The 17309-nt window shown below is 74.8% G+C and carries 13 protein-coding genes; 7 read left to right on the top strand and 6 right to left on the bottom strand.

Going from position 1 to position 17309, the window contains the following annotated elements; genetic code table 11:
- Positions 1–65 precede the first annotated feature (65 nt).
- Complete coding sequence (locus K1J57_RS18735) at positions 66–1166, bottom strand: HAMP domain-containing sensor histidine kinase (protein ID WP_220559858.1); 1101 nt, start codon at positions 1164–1166, stop codon at positions 66–68.
- Complete coding sequence (locus K1J57_RS18730) at positions 1163–1837, bottom strand: response regulator transcription factor (protein WP_220559856.1); 675 nt, start codon at positions 1835–1837, stop codon at positions 1163–1165. Before K1J57_RS18730 ends, K1J57_RS18735 begins: the two co-directional genes overlap by 4 nt.
- 199 nt (positions 1838–2036) lie before the next feature.
- Between K1J57_RS18730 and K1J57_RS18725 the strand changes: the two genes are divergently transcribed.
- Positions 2037–2627 (top strand): M15 family metallopeptidase, encoded by a 591-nt coding sequence (locus K1J57_RS18725; protein WP_338151219.1) that lies wholly within the window; start codon positions 2037–2039, stop codon positions 2625–2627.
- A 39-nt stretch (positions 2628–2666) separates the two neighbouring features.
- On the opposite strand, the gene K1J57_RS18720 is transcribed toward K1J57_RS18725, so the two are convergent.
- From K1J57_RS18720 to K1J57_RS18710, 3 genes are all read right to left on the bottom strand, one after another.
- Positions 2667–4463 (bottom strand): carbohydrate-binding module family 20 domain-containing protein, encoded by a 1797-nt coding sequence (locus tag K1J57_RS18720; protein ID WP_220559855.1) that lies wholly within the window; start codon positions 4461–4463, stop codon positions 2667–2669.
- Between the two features lie 291 nt (positions 4464–4754).
- Positions 4755–5096, bottom strand: a complete 342-nt coding sequence (locus tag K1J57_RS18715) for a hypothetical protein (protein WP_220559854.1) — start codon at positions 5094–5096, stop codon at positions 4755–4757.
- Positions 5097–5169: 73 nt separating this feature from the next.
- Positions 5170–5802 carry a hypothetical protein gene (locus K1J57_RS18710; RefSeq protein ID WP_220559853.1) on the bottom strand — a complete coding sequence of 211 codons (633 nt, stop codon included), beginning with the start codon at positions 5800–5802 and terminating at the stop codon, positions 5170–5172.
- A 271-nt stretch (positions 5803–6073) separates the two neighbouring features.
- Here K1J57_RS18710 and K1J57_RS18705 point away from each other — a divergent pair, with 271 nt between their 5' ends.
- From K1J57_RS18705 to K1J57_RS18685, 5 genes are all read left to right on the top strand, one after another.
- Positions 6074–6247, top strand: coding sequence for a hypothetical protein (locus K1J57_RS18705; protein WP_220559852.1), 174 nt, complete (start codon positions 6074–6076; stop codon positions 6245–6247).
- A 64-nt stretch (positions 6248–6311) separates the two neighbouring features.
- On the top strand, positions 6312–9239 hold the full coding sequence (locus tag K1J57_RS18700; protein ID WP_338151205.1) for an AAA family ATPase: 2928 nt from the start codon (positions 6312–6314) through the stop codon (positions 9237–9239).
- A 231-nt stretch (positions 9240–9470) separates the two neighbouring features.
- Positions 9471–9626: a hypothetical protein gene (locus K1J57_RS18695; RefSeq protein ID WP_220559850.1), complete on the top strand. Its 156-nt coding sequence runs from the start codon at positions 9471–9473 to the stop codon at positions 9624–9626.
- Between the two features lie 96 nt (positions 9627–9722).
- Entirely contained in the window at positions 9723–12767 is a 3045-nt protein-coding gene (locus tag K1J57_RS18690; protein WP_220559849.1) for an AAA family ATPase, read from the top strand.
- Positions 12768–12873: 106 nt separating this feature from the next.
- Positions 12874–13590, top strand: coding sequence for a DUF3558 domain-containing protein (locus K1J57_RS18685; RefSeq protein WP_220559848.1), 717 nt, complete (start codon positions 12874–12876; stop codon positions 13588–13590).
- 42 nt (positions 13591–13632) lie between these two features.
- Here K1J57_RS18685 and K1J57_RS18680 read toward each other — a convergent pair whose 3' ends face one another.
- Complete coding sequence (locus K1J57_RS18680) at positions 13633–15459, bottom strand: NAD+ synthase (protein WP_220559846.1); 1827 nt, start codon at positions 15457–15459, stop codon at positions 13633–13635.
- Between the two features lie 211 nt (positions 15460–15670).
- Here K1J57_RS18680 and K1J57_RS18675 point away from each other — a divergent pair, with 211 nt between their 5' ends.
- Positions 15671–17032 carry a glutamine synthetase family protein gene (locus K1J57_RS18675; RefSeq protein ID WP_220559845.1) on the top strand — a complete coding sequence of 454 codons (1362 nt, stop codon included), beginning with the start codon at positions 15671–15673 and terminating at the stop codon, positions 17030–17032.
- The last annotated feature ends 277 nt before the right edge of the window (positions 17033–17309 follow it).

The raw sequence follows: 17309 nt of genomic DNA, 5'->3' as shown, positions 1-17309 counted from the left end.
TGCCGGGGTTCGCGAGGCGCCCGGCGGTCCGAAGCGCGGCGGAGGTTCGAAAGAGCACGGCCTAGTTACCGGCCGGGAAGGGTGACGGTGACGGTGAGGCCTCCGCCGGGGCGGGGGGCGAGGTCCAGGGTCCCGCCGTGGACGGCCACGACCCGGGAGACCAGGGCCAGGCCCAGCCCGTAGCCCTCGCCGCCGCGCCGGGTGCGGCCCTCGCCGCGCAGGAACGGCTCGGTGAGCCGGGCGACGGTCTCCGGGGCCAGCACGGGGCCGGTGTTCCCGGTGCGCAGCACGGCGGACCCGTCCGGGGCGCGGCCGACGGAGACGGTGGCGGTGCCGTCCTCCACGTTGTGGCGCAGGGCGTTGCGCACGAGGTTGTCGGCCAGCCGCAGCAGCAGCTCGGCGTCCCCGGTCACCGGTGCGGGCGCGGCGTCCAGGCGCAGGTCGACGCCGCGCCGCCCGGCCTCCTCCCGGGCCTCGGCGACGGCGCGGCGGACCGGGTCGGCCAGGTCCAGGGGTTCGGCGGCCGCGGTGACGGCGTCCACGTCGGCCAGCCGCAGCAGCGCCTCGGTGATGCCGACCGCGCGGGCGTTGACCTCGGTCAGCCGGTCGAAGACCGGGTCGTGCCCGGGTTCGCGGCGGGCCACGTCGAGCATGGTGGCGGTGATCGCCAGCGGGGTGCGCAGTTCGTGGGAGGCGTTGGCGGCGAACCGCTCCTGCACGGCGAAGGCGTCCTGGAGCCGGTCGAGCATGTGGTCGAAGGCGTCCGCCAGCCGCCGGAACTCGTCGTCGGGACCGGTCAGGCGGATGCGGTGGTCCAGCCTGCCGGCGGCGACGGTGCGGACCGCGGCGTCGATGCGGTGCAGGGGCCTGAGCACCCACCCCGCCAGGAACCAGCCCCCGGTCAGGCCGATGGCGGCCAGCGCGAGCAGTACCCCCAGGGACACGTCCACCAGGGCGTCCACGATCTGCCCCCGGGAGGTGATGTTGACGTGGGTCACGCTGGGGTCGGAGGTGGTCAGCGGGTAGTCGGGGATGTAGCGGACGACGATGTACACCCCGGCCAGGACCGCCATCCCGGACACGACCAGGAAGGCGGCGTACCCCAGGGTGAGGCGCAGGCGGGCGCTGACCGGCAGTCCCGGCCGCCGCAGCGGGGCCCGGTTCACCGCTCCCGCCCGGGGTCGACCAGGCGGTAGCCGACACCGGGGACGGTGACGACGGGGTCGGGGGCGCCCAGGGCCTTGCGCAGGTGGGAGACCGCGACCCGGGGCGCGCTGGTGAAGGGGTCGGCGTGCTCGTCCCACACCTTCTCCAGCAGGGTCTCGGCGGTGACCACGGCCCCGTCGGCGCGCATGAGCAGTTCGAGGACGGCGAACTGCTTGCGGGGCAGCCGCAGCGGGCGGGCCCCCCGGTGGGCCTCCCGCCGGTAGGGGTCCAGGCGCAGGTCGCCGACCCGCAGCACCGGGTCGACGGCGGTGGTCGGGCGCCGGGCCAGGGCGCGCAGGCGCACCACCAGTTCCTCCAGGGCGAACGGCTTGGTGAGGTAGTCGTCGGCGCCCAGGGAGAACCCGTCGACCTTGTCGCGCAGCCGTCCGGCGGCGGTGAGCATGAGGATCCGGGTGCCGGGGTGGTCGCGGACCAGGACGGCGCACACCTCGTCGCCGTGCACGCCGGGGATGTCCCGGTCCAGGACGACCGCGTCGTAGTCGTTGACGGCGACGCGTTCCAGCGCCTGGTCCCCGTCCAGGGCGATGTCGGCGGCGATGGCCTCCTGCCGCAGGCCCGCCTGGAGGGCCTCGGCCATGTAGGGCTCGTCCTCGACGACCAGTACGCGCATACGGTTCCGCCCCCTCTTCCCGGCGGGCTCCCCGGGCCCGCTCGGCCCCGAGTCTAGGAGCGCGCCTGTTGCGGAAGTGTTGGGTTGCGCAAGTGTTGCGCGAACACTCAACACGGACGCAACTCCCCCCTTGATGGTGTGGCCCCCGCAGGCCGGGCACCGGGCCCGGCTCCGGACGAGGGGGAGTTCGTTGAACGCAGTGCGCCGCTGGGCGGTGACCGCGGCCGTGGCGGCCGTGCTGGTGTCGGGGGGCTGCGCGTCCCAGGAGGCCGGCGGCGGGGGCGCCGCGACAGGCCGGCTGTCGTTCGGCTCCGAGCCGCTGACCGAGGAGGACGGGTTCGTGCCGGTGGGCGAGGGGTTGGAGGTCGACGCCGACGTCCCGGCGCTGGCCAACCTGGACCCTGAGCTGCTGGCGGCGGTCCGGGAGGCCGCGGCGGACGCCCTGGACGCGGGGATCGACGTGGTGATCGTGACCGGCGGCTGGCGCAGCGAGCGCTACCAGGAGCACCTGTGGGAGGAGGCGCTGCGCGAGCACGGCGGCGAGGAGGAGGCGGGCCGGTGGGTGGCCTCGCCCGAGGAGTCCACCCACGTCAGCGGGGACGCGGTGGACATCGGGTACACCAACGCCGCGGACTGGTTCTCCCGGTTCGGGCACGAGTACGGGCTGTGCCAGACCTACGCCAACGAGCTGTGGCACTACGAGCTGGCGGTGGAGCCGGGAGAGCCCTGCCCGCACCCGGTCTCCGACGCCTCCGAGCGGAACGCGGGCGCCCCCGTGCCGGAGGAGTGAGGCACGGGGGCGCCGTTCGGGGCGGGTCCGGTCAGGCGGTCACCGGTGGTTCCAGGTGACGGTGGCGGCGGGGCCGACCCGGTTGGACCCCGTCTCCCATTCCACGTTGCCGGAGCCGTCGACCTTGACGAGCTTCCATTCGGTGCCGGCTCCGATGTCGACCGTGCCGGACCAGGTGGGGTAGGCGGCGGCGTCGGTGGACAGCTTCACGCCCCGGGAGGGGTCCCAGGACCCGAGCCCGGGAGTGGATCCCACCACGTACACCTCCTGTCCCCAGACGGTGTGGACGACCGCCCGCAGGGTGTCCCCGGTGCCCGGGTCGGGGCCGCCGCAGTCGTCCTCGCACTCGCCGTCGACGTGCAGGGCCACGGCCCCGTTCGCGGGCACCTCGACGGTGACGCGGCCGCCGGAGACGGTGGCGGTGCCGCCGCCCGCGGCGTTGTCGTAGGTGCCGTCGGGCAGGGAGGTGTCGGAGGTCAGCCGCCAGGTGTCGCCGGTGGCGTTGAAGGCGGCGAAGCCGCGCGCCCCGCGGTCGAAGGCGAGGCGTCCGTTCCCGTCGGTGGCGCGCTGGACCAGCGCGGTGTCGCCGGCGGAGGCGCGGAAGGCGGCCATGCCCGCGACGGTGGGGTGGCGGTGGGAGCAGACCCATGCGCCGGTGGAGCAGTCGGTGTCCTCGGTGATCCAGCCCGCCGGGTTGCCCTCGGCGTACCCGGTGCTGGGCGGGCCCTCGGTGACGTTGTCGCCGAAGTCGTACCCGGAGGTCACCACGGGGGTGCCGTAGGGGTGGGCCAGCATGAACGCGGCCGCCAGGTGGTAGCGGTCCCCGTCCTTGTAGGTGAGGGTCGGGTGGTAGCGCTGGGTGTCGTGGTTGTCGATGAAGACGGTGGCCTGCTCCGAGGTCAGCCCGCCGTAGTCCGGCATGTGCGCCAGCCCGGCGATGTTCCCGTCCTTGAACTTCCCGGCCACGTCGCGCTGGTAGTCGAAGTTGGTGACCTCGCCGTAGGGGGCGTAGGCGGTGTAGGGGACGGTGGCGTCGCCGTAGACCTCGTAGAAGACGCGGGGGGTGCCGCCGAACCCGGGCACCGTGTTCAGGTTCCCGAAGATGTCGGCGATGTGCGCTTCGGGGACGTGCTTGGCGGCGTCCACGCGGAAGCCGCCCACACCCAGGTCGACGAGGCCGTTGAGGTAGCGCTTGATGTGGTCGCGCACCCGCGGGTCGGCGGTGTCGAGGTCGGCCAGGCCCACCAGCTGGCAGTTCTGGACCTCCTCCTTGTCGTTCCAGTTCGCGATCTCCTCGTAGCAGGGACCGAAGTCGTCGTACCCGTAGGAGGCGGTGCCGTCGCCGAAGAGGTCGGGGTGGTCGTACTTGGCCCAGGAGGTGCCCGCGCTGCCGACGCCGTCGCCGTCGCCGGTCATGTGGTTGACCACGGCGTCGACGTAGACGCGCACGCCGTTGTCGCGGCAGGTCCGGACCATGGCGGCGAACTCCTCGGCGGTGCCGCGCCGGGTGTTGTCGAGCCGGTAGGAGACGGGCTGGTAGTCCTGCCACCAGGGGTGGTTGCCGCCTTCCGCGAAGGGGATGACGACGTGCTCCTGGGGCGGGGACACCTGGACCCCGGAGAAGCCGTTGGGTCCGAGGAAGTCCTCGCACTCGGCGGCGACGGAGTCCCAGTTCCACTGGAAGAGCTGGACGAGGGCCTCGTCGTCGGGAGTGGTCCGGGCGGCCGCGGCCTCCGCCGGGGCCGGCAGGGGTGCCGCGGACGCGGGGAGGGCGGTCAGGGGGAGGAGGAGCAGGGCCGCGGCGGCGGCCGCTTTCAGGGGGGTGCGTCGGTGCATCGGCGCTCCAGTGTCGCTTGCGGGGGGTCGCGCATCCTCTTGCGTGAAATGCAAGAAATTGCGTGATGCCGAGCACACTACCGGCCCGTTACGGCTTTGTGAATAGAGCGCTACCCGCGCGTCGAAATGGGACGCGGTCCCCTCCAGCGGTCGGGACCGGCGGCGATCGCGTTCCGCCACGTCGGATCACCGGTGGCGCTCGCGCAAGATCTTGCGCCACGGGTAAAGAAAAACCGGCGCCGGCGCGGTTCACGGGCTCCGCGCCGACGCCGGTCGGGGACCGGCGGGGTCCTATCCCCAGAAGACGGCGACGCCGATGTTGACGATGGCGAGCACGCCGGCGATGATCGCCAGGTTCTTGGCGGGCTTGCGCAGGTTGAGCACGCCCACCACCACGACGGCCAGTGCGATGAGCAGCTTGACGCCGATCTTGATGTGGTTCAGGTCGCCCAGGTCGCCCATCTCGGCCACGCCCACCAGGAGCAGGCCGGTGACGAGCTGGAGCAGGGAGCTGTGCAGCAGGACCTTGGTCGACTTGGGGTTGTCGGTCATGAGCTGCATGAGGAAGCCCGCGATGATGCCCGCGAGGCCGATCATGTGAAGGAAGACGAGCGCGGAGTAGAGGATTGCCATGGCCCTAGACTACTACCGCGTGTAGTACTGGTGGGATTTTTCCTGACACCCTGACGTAACGATCGGGTGGACTTCACGCCACCCGGCGCCGCCACACCAGCCACCCCAGCCCCACCAGCAATGCCGCCCCCGCCACCCGCGCCAACAGCGCGCCGTCCACCGTCTCCGTCACCCGCGACAGCACCGTCGGAGAGGCCACCACGACCGTGTCGCTGGCGCACGCCGTCGGGTCGGCGTTCCGGTCCAGCAGCAGGCAGGCCGTGCTCATCAGCCGCTCCGCCCCCTGGACGTCCTCGGCAACCCGGACCCGGACCGTGTAGTCCCGCTCGCCCCCGGCGGGCACGTCCACCCGCCAGTTGACGATGCCGTCCTCCAGCACCCCGCCGGCGCCCACCTCCAGGACCTCCAGGTCGTCGGGGACGTGCTGGGCGAGCTGCGCGCCGCTCACCGCCTCGCCGGAGTCGCCGTTGGCCACCGTCGCCCGCAGCACCGCCTCGTGCCCGGGCAGCGGCGCCTCCCCCTCCACCGCCAGGGACAGCCCGACGAAGGCCTCCGGGGACTCCTCGGCCGACGGAGCGGTGCGCACGTCCCCGCCCGCGTCGGCGAGCGCCGCAGGCGCCGACACCACCAGGCCGGCGCCCATCAGGGCGGCCGCCCCGGCCGCCAGTCGGCGGCCGCGCAGGCCGCCCCCGATCCCGTCCATCATCCGCGCCTTCCGTCCGTGCGGTCACGACACCACCCAAGACAACTATGCGCGCATGCGGGATCACCATGTGTGACACGCCGGTCCGGGGTCCCGGACCGGGTGCCCGGGGGTCCCGGACCCGGACAAGGCGCCACGGGCGTCTAAGACCCCCTAAGACCCCGATACTCCACCCCGAACGGGGATTTCTCCCGATGCGCGCCCCGCCTCCTCAGACCGATCGTGGAGTGAGGAAGGAGGGCGGGGCACCCGGCCCCGCCGCGAGGAGGAGAACGTGTACCACGAAGCCCTGTTCCTGGCCCACCATCCGCCCCTGACCGAGGAGGACGTCCGCCGCCTGGGGCACCGCGCCGCGGCGCGCCGGAAGGCCCGCGCCGAACGCCGCGCCCGCCGCCGCTGGTGGCCCCGCCGCGACGACGGCCCCCGGGCCTACGCCCGTGCCGCCTGAGCCCGCCGCCGCCCGGCCCCCGCGGGGCGCCCCGGACACGGCGCCGTTGGGGATAATGGCGCCCATGCCCCTACTCCCTGGAACCGCTCCGGTGCTCGTCGGCCGGGCCGCCCCGCTGGCGGCGCTCACCGAGCACGCCGACCTCTGCCGCACCGAGCGCTCCGGGGCGCTGCTGCTGGGCGGGGACGCCGGGATCGGCAAGTCCCGGCTGGTCGCCGAGTTCGCCCGGACGCGGCGGCCGGGGACCGTGCTGGTCGGCGGCTGCCTGGAGCTGGGCGTGGACGGCCTGGCCTACGCGCCCTTCACCGCCGCCCTGCGCCAGCTCCTGCGCGAACGCGGACCGGAGCCCTTCGCCGCCGGGGGGCGGGCGGGCGAGCTCGCCCGCCTGCTCCCCGAGCTGGGACCGGTCCCCGAGGGCGGGCACCGGGACCGGGGCCTGCTGTTCGGTCTGGTCCTGCACCTGCTGCGGACCGTCGCGGGCGAGGAGGGCCTGACCCTGGTTCTGGAGGACCTGCACTGGGCCGACAGCGCCAGCCGCGACCTGCTCGTCTACCTCATCCGCAACCTCGATCCGCCCGGCGTGCAGATCGTCGCCACCTACCGCAGCGACGACCTGCACCGCACCCACCCCCTGCGCCGCCTGCTCCCCGAGCTGGAGCGCCTGCCCTCGGTGACCCGGCTGGAGCTGGAGCCGCTCACCCGCGCCGAGGTGGACGAGCACGTGCGCGCCCTCACCGGCCGCTCCCCCGCGCCCGCCGAACTCGACGACCTGTACCGGCGCAGCGACGGCATCCCGCTGTACGTGGAGGCCCTGGCCGCCTCCCCGCTCCGGCCCAGCGGCGTGCCCGACGCCTTCCGCGACCTGCTGCTGGCCCCCGTGGACCGGCTGGACGACGCCGCGCTGTCCGTGCTGCGCCTGTCGGCCGTCGGCGCGGTCTCCGGCACCGTCTCCCACGAGGCACTGCGCCACGCCTCCGACCTGGGCGACCGGGACCTGGAGATCGCCCTGCACACCCTGATCGACGCCCGGCTGCTGCACGTGGACGGCGACGGCTACCGGTTCCGGCACGCGCTGCTGCGCGAGGCCGTCCACGAGTCCCTGCTGCCCGGCACCCGCACCCGGCTGCACCTGCTGCTGGCCCGCATCGTCGGGGACCACCCGGGGACGGTCCCGCCCGAGCGCCGCGCCGCCGAGCTGGCCCACCACTTCCAGGCCGCCCACGACCTGCCGCGCGCGGTGACCGCCGCCTGGGCCGCGGCCGAGCGCGCCGGGGAGACCCTGGCCCACGGGGAGCGGCTGGCGATGCTCCGCCGCGTCCTGGAGCTGTGGGACCGGGTGCCCGACGCCGCCGCGCTGCTGGGCGGGCGCGAACGCCCCGCGGTGCTGGCCGAGGCCGCCCTGTCCGCCCTGGAGGGCGGACACCCCCGCATGGCGTGGGAGCTGTGCGACGAGGCCCTGGCCGCGGTCCCCGAGGAGCCCGCGGACGACGCCGGGCTGGAGCTGCGGGCGCTGCTGCTGCGCCGCCGCGGGCAGGCCCGCAGCCAGTGTGTGGACCCGGGCGCCGAGGACGACCTGGCCGAGGCGCTGCGGCTGCACCCGCCGCACATGCCCGGGTACGCGCGCATGCTGTCGATCCTGGCCCGCGAGACCATGGTCCGCGCCGACGGCCGCGGTCCGCTGGACCGCTCCGCCGAGGAGCTGGCGACGGAGGCCATCACCGCGGCCGAGCGGGTCGGCGACGACAGCGCCCTGGCCGCCGCCCTGGTCACCCTGGGCTCGGTCCTCATGGCCCAGGGGGAGGAGGGCCGGGGCCGCCCCTACCTGAAGCGGTCCATCGAGCTGAGCCGCCGCATCGGCGACCCGATGATGGAGGCCCGAGGCGTCAACAACCTCTCCCACTACCTGCGCGAACAGGGGCACCACACCCGCGCCCTGGAACTCCTGGAGGACTTCCTGGCGGCCCCCGGCCACAGGGGCTCCGGATGGGTGCACGGCGGCTTCACCTCGCAGAACCTCGCCGAGCTCCACTACGAGATGGGGGACCTGGCCGGGGCGCGCGCCATCGCCGTCCGGGCGCTGGGCCACAGCCCCTCCCCCACACACCGGGTGTTCCTCCTGGTCCCGGCGTCCCGGGCCGCCATCGCCCAGGGCGACCTGGAGGCCGCCCGCTCCGGGACGGCCCGGGGGGAGCTGGGGAAGACGGGCATCGCCTCGCTCGACCGCGCCTCCGTGCTGAGCCTGGAGCGCGTGGACCAGGCCCAGCAGGCGGCCTCCGCCTGGCTGGACCTCCTCCTGGCCGAGGGCGACGCCGAGACCGCCCGCGCCTACGCCGTGCAGGTCCTGGAGCGCCCCGGGTTCGCCGGGTCGGCCGGGTACGGGTGGGTGATCACCGAGCTGGCCGCCGAAGCGGTGCGCCGCTCCGGCGCAGGGCCCGGCGACCCCGCGCGCACCCGGGTGGAGGAACTCCTGGAGATGCCCGTGCACGGCCCGGTTCAGGAGGCGTTCCGGGCCTCGACCGCGGCCCGGCTGGCCGAGGGGACCGCCGACCCGCGGGAGGTCCTGGAGCGGTGGGCGGCGGCGGTGGCCGCCTGGGAGGCCACCCCGCTGGTGCTGAACCTGGCCGCGGCCCGCCTGCGCGCCGCACGCGCCGCCCTGGCCGTGCGCGACCCGGAGCGGGCCCGCGCCTGGTGGGAGCCGGTGAGCCCGGCCGCCGCCGCGAGCGGGGCCGAGCCCCTGGCGCGGGAGGCCGCCGACCTGGGCCGCCGGGCCGGGTTCACCGCCCCGGACCGGGCCGCGCCCGCCGGGCTGACCCCGCGCGAGGCCGAGGTCCTGCGGCTGCTGGCCGCCGGGGGCACCAACGCGCAGATCGCCGCGGAGCTGTTCATCTCCCCCAAGACGGCCAGCGTGCACGTCTCCAACATCCTCGCCAAGCTCGGCGCCCCCAACCGGGCCGCGGCCGGCGCCCGCGCCCGCGACCTGGGCCTGGTCTGAGCCCTGTCCCCGGAGATCGCGGGAGAGGTCTCAGGACCGGGGCGGGACGTCTTAGGCCGGGGCCGCCGGGCGCCCGGTCCGGGCCCGGATGTCTTAGACGGGGCCTGCCCCGCCGCCCGGGACGGTGCTCGGGACTGGGTGTTCTCCCGATGTGGGGGCGGGGTTCTCAGCGGGATCGTGGAGTCGTCGGTGAGGGACACCGGCACGACACACCGCTTCGAGGAGCACAGCATGAACCCCGAACTGCTCAACGCCACCGCCCGCGCGATGACCGAGGAGCGCCTGCGCTCCGCGCAGCTGCGCAAGGAGGCCCGGGAGCAGCGCGCCGAGGCGCGCCGACGCGAGCGGGACGAACGCAGGGCCGAGCGCTTCGGCCGGGCGGCCTGACGGGCCGCCCGGCCGGGCCCGGCCGGCACCGACCGGTCCCCTGCCCCGCCGCCACGACCGGAAATTCCCATCGGACCGACACCCGGGGTCGGCATAATGAGCGGTATGCCCCTTCTTGTCGACAACGGTCCCGTGTTCATCGGCCGCGAGGCCGAACTCGGAGCCCTGCGCGACCACGCCCGTCGCACCCGCACCACAGGCCCCGGCATGATCCTCCTGGGCGGCGACGCGGGAGTCGGCAAGAGCCGCCTCATCAGCGAGTTCGCCGCCACCCTCCCCCCGGGAGCCGTGTACGTCGGCGCCTGCCTGCAACTGGGCGGCGACGGCCTCGCCTACGCCCCCTTCACCGCGATCCTGCGCCGGCTCCTGCGCGAGCGCGGGCCCGAGCTCTTCGCGGCGGCCGCCCCCGGCGGCACCGGCGAACTCGCCCGCCTCCTGCCCGAGCTGGGCGAACTCTCCGCCAACCGCACCGGCGGCCGGGGCGCCTTCCACGAGCCCGAGAACCGCGGCATCCTCTTCGAACAGGTGCTGCGCCTGCTCTACCACAGCGCCGGGGACGAGGGCGTGACCTTCGTCCTGGAGGACCTGCACTGGGCCGACAGCGCCAGCCGCGACCTGCTCGTCTTCCTCATCCGCAACCTCGAACTGCCCGGTGTGCAGATCATCGCCACCTACCGCAGCGACGACCTGCACCGCGCCCACCCGCTGCGCCGCCTGCTGCCCGAACTCGAACGCGTCCCGGGCGTGGAGTCCCTGCGGCTGGCCCCGCTCACCCTCGCCGAGACCGGCGAGCACGCCGCCGCCCTGCGCGGCGGCCGACCGCTGCCCCCGCACGAGCTGGACGAGCTCTACCGCCGCACCGAGGGCGTGCCCCTGTTCGTAGAGTCCCTGGCCGACGCCCCCGCCGGGCACGGCGACGTCCCCGACCGGTTCCGCGACCTGCTCCTGGAGCCCCTCCAGGGGTTCGACGACACCGCTCGCTCCGTCCTGCGCACGGCCTCCGTGGGCGCCGTCTCCGGCGGCATCGACCACGAGGTGCTGCGCCAGGCCGCCGGCCTGCCCGACGGCGACCTCGAGGCTGCCCTGCACGCCCTGGTCGACGCCAACGTCCTCAAGGTCGACGGCGAGGGCTACCGGTTCCGGCACGCCCTGCTGCGCGACGCCGTGCACGGCGAGCTCCTGCCCGGCCCGCACACCCGCCTGCACCTGCGCTTCGCCCTGCTCATCGACGAGCGGCCCGACCTGTTCCCCTACGAGCGGCGCGCCTCGGAGGAGGCCCACCACTACATGGCCGCCCGCGAGCTGCCCCGGGCGCTGCAGGCCGCCTGGTGGGCCGCCGTCCGCGCCGGGGACACCCTCGCCTCCAGCGAGGAGCTCGACATGCTGGAGCGTGTCCTGTCCCTGTGGGACCAGGTGCCCGACGCCCGGGAACGGGTCCAGGACCACACCTGGGCCGAGGTCGTCTCCCGCGCCGCCGGCGCCGCCGTGGACGCCGGGCGCGGCCGCCGCGCCCTCGAACTCGCCGACGAGGCCCTGGCCACCCTCCCCGAGGACCCCGCCGACGACCACACCCGCGCCGTCAAGGCCACCCTGCTGCGCCGCCGCGGCCTGGCCCGCTCCCTGACCACCTGCGGCGGCGGCATCGACGACCTGGTGGCCGCCCTGGACCTGCACCCGCCCCACATGCCGGGCTACGCGTCCCTGCTGTCCGTCCTGGCCCGCGAGAGCCTGCGCCACCGCGCCGACCGCCTCGTCCCGCCCGACCAGGAGCGGCTGCGCGACCTGCGCGAGACCGGGCACTCGGCGCGCGAGCTGGCCGAGAAGGCGATCGCCCTGGCCGAGACCACCGACCCGACCGACCGGTGCGCGGCCGCCGACGCCCGCATCACCCTGGGCAGCCTCCACATCGGCGAGGGCGACCTGGAGCGCGGCCGCCCGCTCATCGAGGAGGCCATGAGGATCGCCGCCGAGGTGTCCGAACCCTCCCTGGAGGCGCGCGGCGCCGGGAACCTCGGGCACTTCCTGCGCGAGCTGGGCCGCCACGAGGAGGGGCTGCGAGTGCTGGAGGAGTCCCTGGCCCGCCACGAGGAGATGGGCTGGGCGTCGGTCCACAAGACGTTCAACCACCAGAACCGCGCCGAGATCCACTTCGAGCTGGGCAACCTGGCCGAGGCCCGCGAGATCTGCGAGATGATCCTGCGCACCCGCGGCCCCGTCAAGGACCGCTCCTACGTGGACGCGGTGCTGGCCCGCAGCGCCGCCGCCACCGGCGACCTGGAGACCGCCCGGCGGGTCTCCCGCTGGGCGCCGGGCGAGCGCGTCCCCGGCGCGCAGCGCATGAACATCATCCAGCTGGACCTGCTGGCCAAGCTGGAGACGGGCCTGGCGGAGGGCTCGGTGGACGCCGTCCTGGCCCTGTCCGAGCAGGCCCTGGAGCAGCTGGAGCTGGAGGCCTCGCGCGGCTACACCTGGCCGCTGGTCGACGTGATGGCCGAGGCCGCCGCGCGGGCGGCCGGGGCCGGCACCGCCGGGAACGGCGCGGGGGACGGCGGTGCAGGGGGTGACCGGGCCCGCCGCGTCATGGCCATGGCGGTGAAGGTCATGGGGGCCATGGCCGTCACCGGCACCCCGCAGCGCGCCCACCGCGCCCGGATCCTGGCCTACGCCGCCGACCTCGACGGCAGCGGCCCCGCCGACCGCCTCGGCCTGTGGGAGAAGGCGGTGGCCGCCTGGGAGGCCACCCCCATGCCCCTCCACCTGGCCTCCGCCCGGCTGCGCGCCGCCCGCGCCGCCGTGGCGGCCGGGGAGCGCGACCGGGCCCGGGAGCTGGTGCGCGCGGCCTACGAGGCCGCCGACCGGCACGGGGCCGTCCCGCTGGCCGCCTCCGCCGCCGACCTGGCCCGCCGGCTCGGTGTCGGACCCGCCGGCGGGGCGCCCGCCCCCGCCCCCGCCGGGCTGACCGCCCGCGAACTGGAGGTCGCCCGGCTGCTCGCCGCCGGGAGCACCAACGCCCGCATCGCCGAGGAGCTGTTCATCTCCGCCAAGACGGCCAGCGTCCACGTGTCCAACATCCTCGCCAAGCTGGGCGTGCCCAACCGCGCCACCGCCGGCGCCCGGCTGCGCGAACTCGGCCTGGGGTAGCCCCGGCCCCGGGCCCGGAACCGGTCTGGAGCCGGGCCCGGGAGGCGGCATAGGGTGGCGGGAAGACCACGATGCCAGGCGCTCCCCCACCGACGAGGTATCCCCCATGCCCACCTCTGCCGTGCCCGCCCGACGTGTCCGCACCCGGAAGACCGCGGTCGTGTCCGCGGCCGCCGTCGCCCTCTTGTTCGCAGCCGGGGCCCTCATCCTGGGCTCCGGCCCCGGGACCGGGCCCGCCGCCCCGGCCGGCGCCGGATCCCCCACCGACGCGGTCTCCCCCTCCCCGGCCCAGGGCGCCCCCTCGGCCGACCTGCTCGCCTACGCGGGACCGGAGCAGGCGAGCCGGCTCGACCTCGGCCCGGGACCGTACACGCTCCCCGACGAGCCCTGCACCGCTCTGACCGAGGAGACCCTGGCCGGGCTGGGGCACGCGGCGTCCTCCGGCGTCCCCGGTGAGCGCGGCTGCTCCTGGAGCGCCCTGAGCCCGGACGGCGGCCTCCACGGCCTGTCCGTGTCCTACACCGCCTGGGAGGACGCCGACCGGGCACGGCACCGCTTCGACGAGGAGTTCGCCCGTGTCCGGGGCGGCGAGGAGGGCGTCCACTGGGACCAGAGCTCCAACGCCGGTGAACAGAGCCGCCTGGCCCTGGCGGAACGGGACGGCGCCTTCCTGGCGACCCTGCTGGCCCGCCAGGGGGAGGTGCACGTCACCGTGGTGCGCGCCTTCACGCCCGGCCCCGGCGGCGGGGAGGGCGCGGACCGCAGCGTCGAGGTGGGGCTCATGGGCGAGCTGGGCCGCCAGGCCCTGGGCCGGCTGGGCTGAGGCGACCGGACCGCGGCGGTCTGACCCCGGGCCGGGCCGGGGTCAGACCGTCCAGCGGTTAGTGATCGGCAGCCGCCGGTCCCGGCCCAGGTTGCGGGCGCTGATCTTGGTGCCCGGCGCCGACTGGCGGCGCTTGTACTCGGCCCGGTCCACCAGCCGGATCACCCGCCGCACCAGGTCCGGGTCGTAGCCGGCGAAGACCAGCTCCGCCTCGCCCTTGTCGGTGCCGATGTAGGCGTCCAGGACCGCGTCCAGCAGCTCGTAGTCGGGCAGCGAGTCGGTGTCGAGCTGGTCCGGGCGCAGCTCCGCGCTGGGCGGCTTCTCGATCGAGTTCTCCGGGATCGGCGGCACCTCTCCCGCCCGGACCGCCTCGGCGTTGCGCCACCGGGACAGCTCCCACACCAGCGTCTTCCAGCAGTCCTTGATGGGCGCGAACCCGCCCACCGAGTCGCCGTACAGCGTCGAGTACCCGGTGGCCGCCTCGCTCTTGTTGCCGGTGGCCAGCACCAGGTGGCCCTCCTGGTTGGACAGCGCCATCACGAGGGTGCCGCGCACCCGCGCCTGGAGGTTCTCCGCCGACAGCCCGTCCAGCGGCGCGTCCGCGGCGGCGGTGGCCGCCTCGAAGGCGTCCACCACCGGCGCGATCGCGATCGTGCGGGCCGCGAAGCCCTGGCGCCGGGCCAGCTCCTCGGCGTCGGTGACCGAGTGGCCGCTGGAGTGCCCGCTGGGCAGCAGCACCCCGTGCACCCGGTCGGCGCCGACCGCGTCGACGGCGATGGTGGCGGTGAGCGCGGAGTCGATGCCCCCGGAGATCGCCACCAGGACCGAGGCGAAGCCGTTCTTGGCCACGTAGTCGCGCAGGCCCGTGACCAGGGCCCGGTAGACCTCGCCCACGTCGGAGAGGGGGTCCGGGCGCGGGGTGACCACGTTCTCCAGGGGTTCGTAGGGCTCGACCGGGGTGCTTGAGACGGTGCGGCGCACGATGGCCAGGCCGTCCACGACCCCGCCGGGGGCCGGGTCGGCGCCGGAGGCGGTGTCGGAGCCCGTATGGGGCGCGGTGTCGGAGCCCGTGCCGGGTGCGGAGCCGAGGGGCAGGTCGAGGTCCGCCACCAGCAGCGTCTCGGTGAACTGGGGGGCGCGCGCCACCAGCTCGCCCTCGGCGTCCACCACCAGCGAGTCGCCCTCGAAGACCAGCTCGTCCTGGCCGCCCACCATGTTCACGTAGGCCAGCGCCGCGCCGATCTCCCGGGCGCGCCTCTGGCACAGCTCCAGGCGCACGTCGTCCTTGTGCCGCTCGTAGGGGGACCCGTTGAGCGACAGCAGCAGCCCCACCCCGGCCGCGCGGGCCGCCGTCACCGGGCCGCCCTCCTGCCACAGGTCCTCGCACACCGCGATGCCCACGTCGACGCCGCGCACCCGCACCACCGGGAAGGTGTCGCCCGGCACGAAGTTGCGGAACTCGTCGAACACCCCGTAGTTCGGCAGGTGGTGCTTGGCGGAGGTGACCACCACCGCGCCCCCGTGCAGGACCGCCACCGAGTTCTGCGGCGCGCCCGCGGGCTGGCCGTACCGGGCCCCGGGCCCCTCCCGGCGGGACAGGAAGCCCACCACCACCGGCAGGTCGCCCAGCCCCTGCTCCGCCAGCTCCCCGGCCAGGCGGTGCACGGCCTTGACCGAGGCCGACACGAAGGAGTTGCGCAGGGCCAGGTCCTCCACCGGGTAGCCGGTGACCACCATCTCCGGCAGGGCGAGCAGGTGCGCCCCCCGGTCCCGGGCCTCCCGCGCGGAGTCCACGACGATCCTCAGATTGCCCTCCAGGTCACCGACCGTCGGGTTGACCTGGGCGAGTGCGATTCTCAGCTGTGCCACGACCACGAGCCTAGCCGGAGGGTTCCCGGCCGCGCCCGTGCGGGAGTCCCCGCAACGCGCCGTCACCGACCATAATGCGAGGAAGAGGAGCGACAGGGGGACGAACCGGACGGCCGTCGGGACGGGCGCGGAAATACCCCGGAAATATGCACACGGCAGACTGGGCCCGGGACACCCGACCAGGGCCGACCGTCATCGAGGAAGGTTGATCGTGAATCGACAGCAGGAATTCGTGCTCCGCACGTTGGAGGAGCGCGACATCCGGTTCGTACGGCTGTGGTTCACCGACGTGCTCGGGTACCTCAAGTCGGTCGCCGTGGCACCCGCCGAGCTCGAGGCGGCCTTCTCCGAGGGCATCGGGTTCGACGGCTCCGCCATCGAGGGCTTCGCCCGCGTGTACGAGGCCGACATGCTGGCCCAGCCCGACCCGTCCACGTTCCAGGTGCTGCCCTGGCGCAACGAGCCGCACGGCACCGCGCGCATGTACTGCGACATCCTCATGCCCGACGGCTCGCCGTCCTCCGCCGACCCCCGGCACGTCCTCAAGCGCCAGCTCGGCAAGGCCTCCGACCTCGGGTTCACGTTCTACACGCACCCCGAGATCGAGTTCTACCTGCTCAAGAAGATGCCCGAGCTGGGCGAGCTGCCCGTGCCCAACGACTCCGGCGGCTACTTCGACCACACCCCGCACAACAGCGCGCACGACTTCCGGCGCAACGCCATCAACATGCTCGAGGCCATGGGCATCTCGGTGGAGTTCAGCCACCACGAGGGCGGGCCCGGCCAGCAGGAGATCGACCTGCGGTACGCGGACGCGCTGACCACCGCCGACAACATCATGACCTTCCGGCTCGTGATGAAGGAGGTGGCGATGGAGCAGGACGTGTACGCGACGTTCATGCCCAAGCCCTTCACCCAGTACCCGGGGTCGGGCATGCACACCCACCTGTCGCTGTTCGAGGGCGACCGCAACGCGTTCTACGAGCCCGGCGCCGAGTACCAGCTGTCCAAGGTCGGGCGCGGGTTCATCGCGGGCCTGCTGCGGCACGCCGACGAGATCACCGCCGTCACCAACCAGTGGGTGAACTCCTACAAGCGGCTGTGGGACGACCCCGCCGCCTCGGCGGGCATGGGCGGCGAGGCGCCCGCGTACATCTGCTGGGGCCACAACAACCGGTCGGCGCTGGTGCGGGTGCCCATGTACAAGCCGGGCAAGTCGAACTCCAGCCGGATCGAGATCCGGTCCCTGGACACGGCCTGCAACCCGTACCTGGCGTACGCGGTGATCCTGGCCGCGGGCCTGAAGGGCATCGAGGAGGGGTACGAGCTGCCCCCGGGCGCCGAGGACGACGTGTGGGCGCTCACCGACGCCGAGCGCCGGGCGCTGGGGATCCGGCCGCTGCCGCAGAGCCTGGACGAGGCGCTGCGCCTGATGGAGAACAGCGAGCTGGTCGCCGAGACGCTGGGCGAGCACGTCTTCGACTTCTTCCTGCGCAACAAGAAGGCGGAGTGGCACGACTACCGCCGCCAGGTGACCCCGTACGAGCTCCAGCGCTACCTGCCCACCCTGTAGGCCCAGGACACCGCGGGCCCCGGCCGCCCGGCCGGGGCCCGCGCCCTGTCCGGGGCACCGTCAGTGCTTGAGGAGGGCGGTGAGGGCGGCGCCCCCGGTGACGGGCACGGACCACTCCGGCAGCGGCGGCAGGGTGATCGCGTAGTCCGCCTCCTGCGGTGATCCCCCGGTCGCGCGCCTCTTCCGGGGAGGTCCGGGCCGCCCACCACACGGCGAGCGCGGCACCGGCCGGCAGGAGGGCGGTGTACAGCGCGAACAGCGGGCGGGGCGGGCGCGT

The sequence above is a fragment of the Nocardiopsis sp. MT53 genome (genome assembly GCF_019598965.1).
Classification (GTDB): domain Bacteria; phylum Actinomycetota; class Actinomycetes; order Streptosporangiales; family Streptosporangiaceae; genus Nocardiopsis; species Nocardiopsis changdeensis.
Note: the sequence above shows the minus strand (reverse complement) of the source record. Positions and strands in the feature narration are given on the sequence as shown.

Bases quoted from the DNA above. Each gene is read 5' to 3' on its own strand.
- K1J57_RS18695 (WP_220559850.1), top strand. From the start codon at position 9,471: ATGAACCCCGAACTGCTCAACGCCACCGCCCGCGCGATGACCGAGGAG.
- K1J57_RS18710 (WP_220559853.1), bottom strand. From the start codon at position 5,802: ATGATGGACGGGATCGGGGGCGGCCTGCGCGGCCGCCGACTGGCGGCC.
- K1J57_RS18700 (WP_338151205.1), top strand. From the start codon at position 6,312: ATGCCCCTACTCCCTGGAACCGCTCCGGTGCTCGTCGGCCGGGCCGCC.
- K1J57_RS18685 (WP_220559848.1), top strand. From the start codon at position 12,874: ATGCCCACCTCTGCCGTGCCCGCCCGACGTGTCCGCACCCGGAAGACC.
- K1J57_RS18690 (WP_220559849.1), top strand. From the start codon at position 9,723: ATGAGCGGTATGCCCCTTCTTGTCGACAACGGTCCCGTGTTCATCGGC.
- K1J57_RS18730 (WP_220559856.1), bottom strand. From the start codon at position 1,837: ATGCGCGTACTGGTCGTCGAGGACGAGCCCTACATGGCCGAGGCCCTC.
- K1J57_RS18715 (WP_220559854.1), bottom strand. From the start codon at position 5,096: ATGGCAATCCTCTACTCCGCGCTCGTCTTCCTTCACATGATCGGCCTC.
- K1J57_RS18720 (WP_220559855.1), bottom strand. From the start codon at position 4,463: ATGCACCGACGCACCCCCCTGAAAGCGGCCGCCGCCGCGGCCCTGCTC.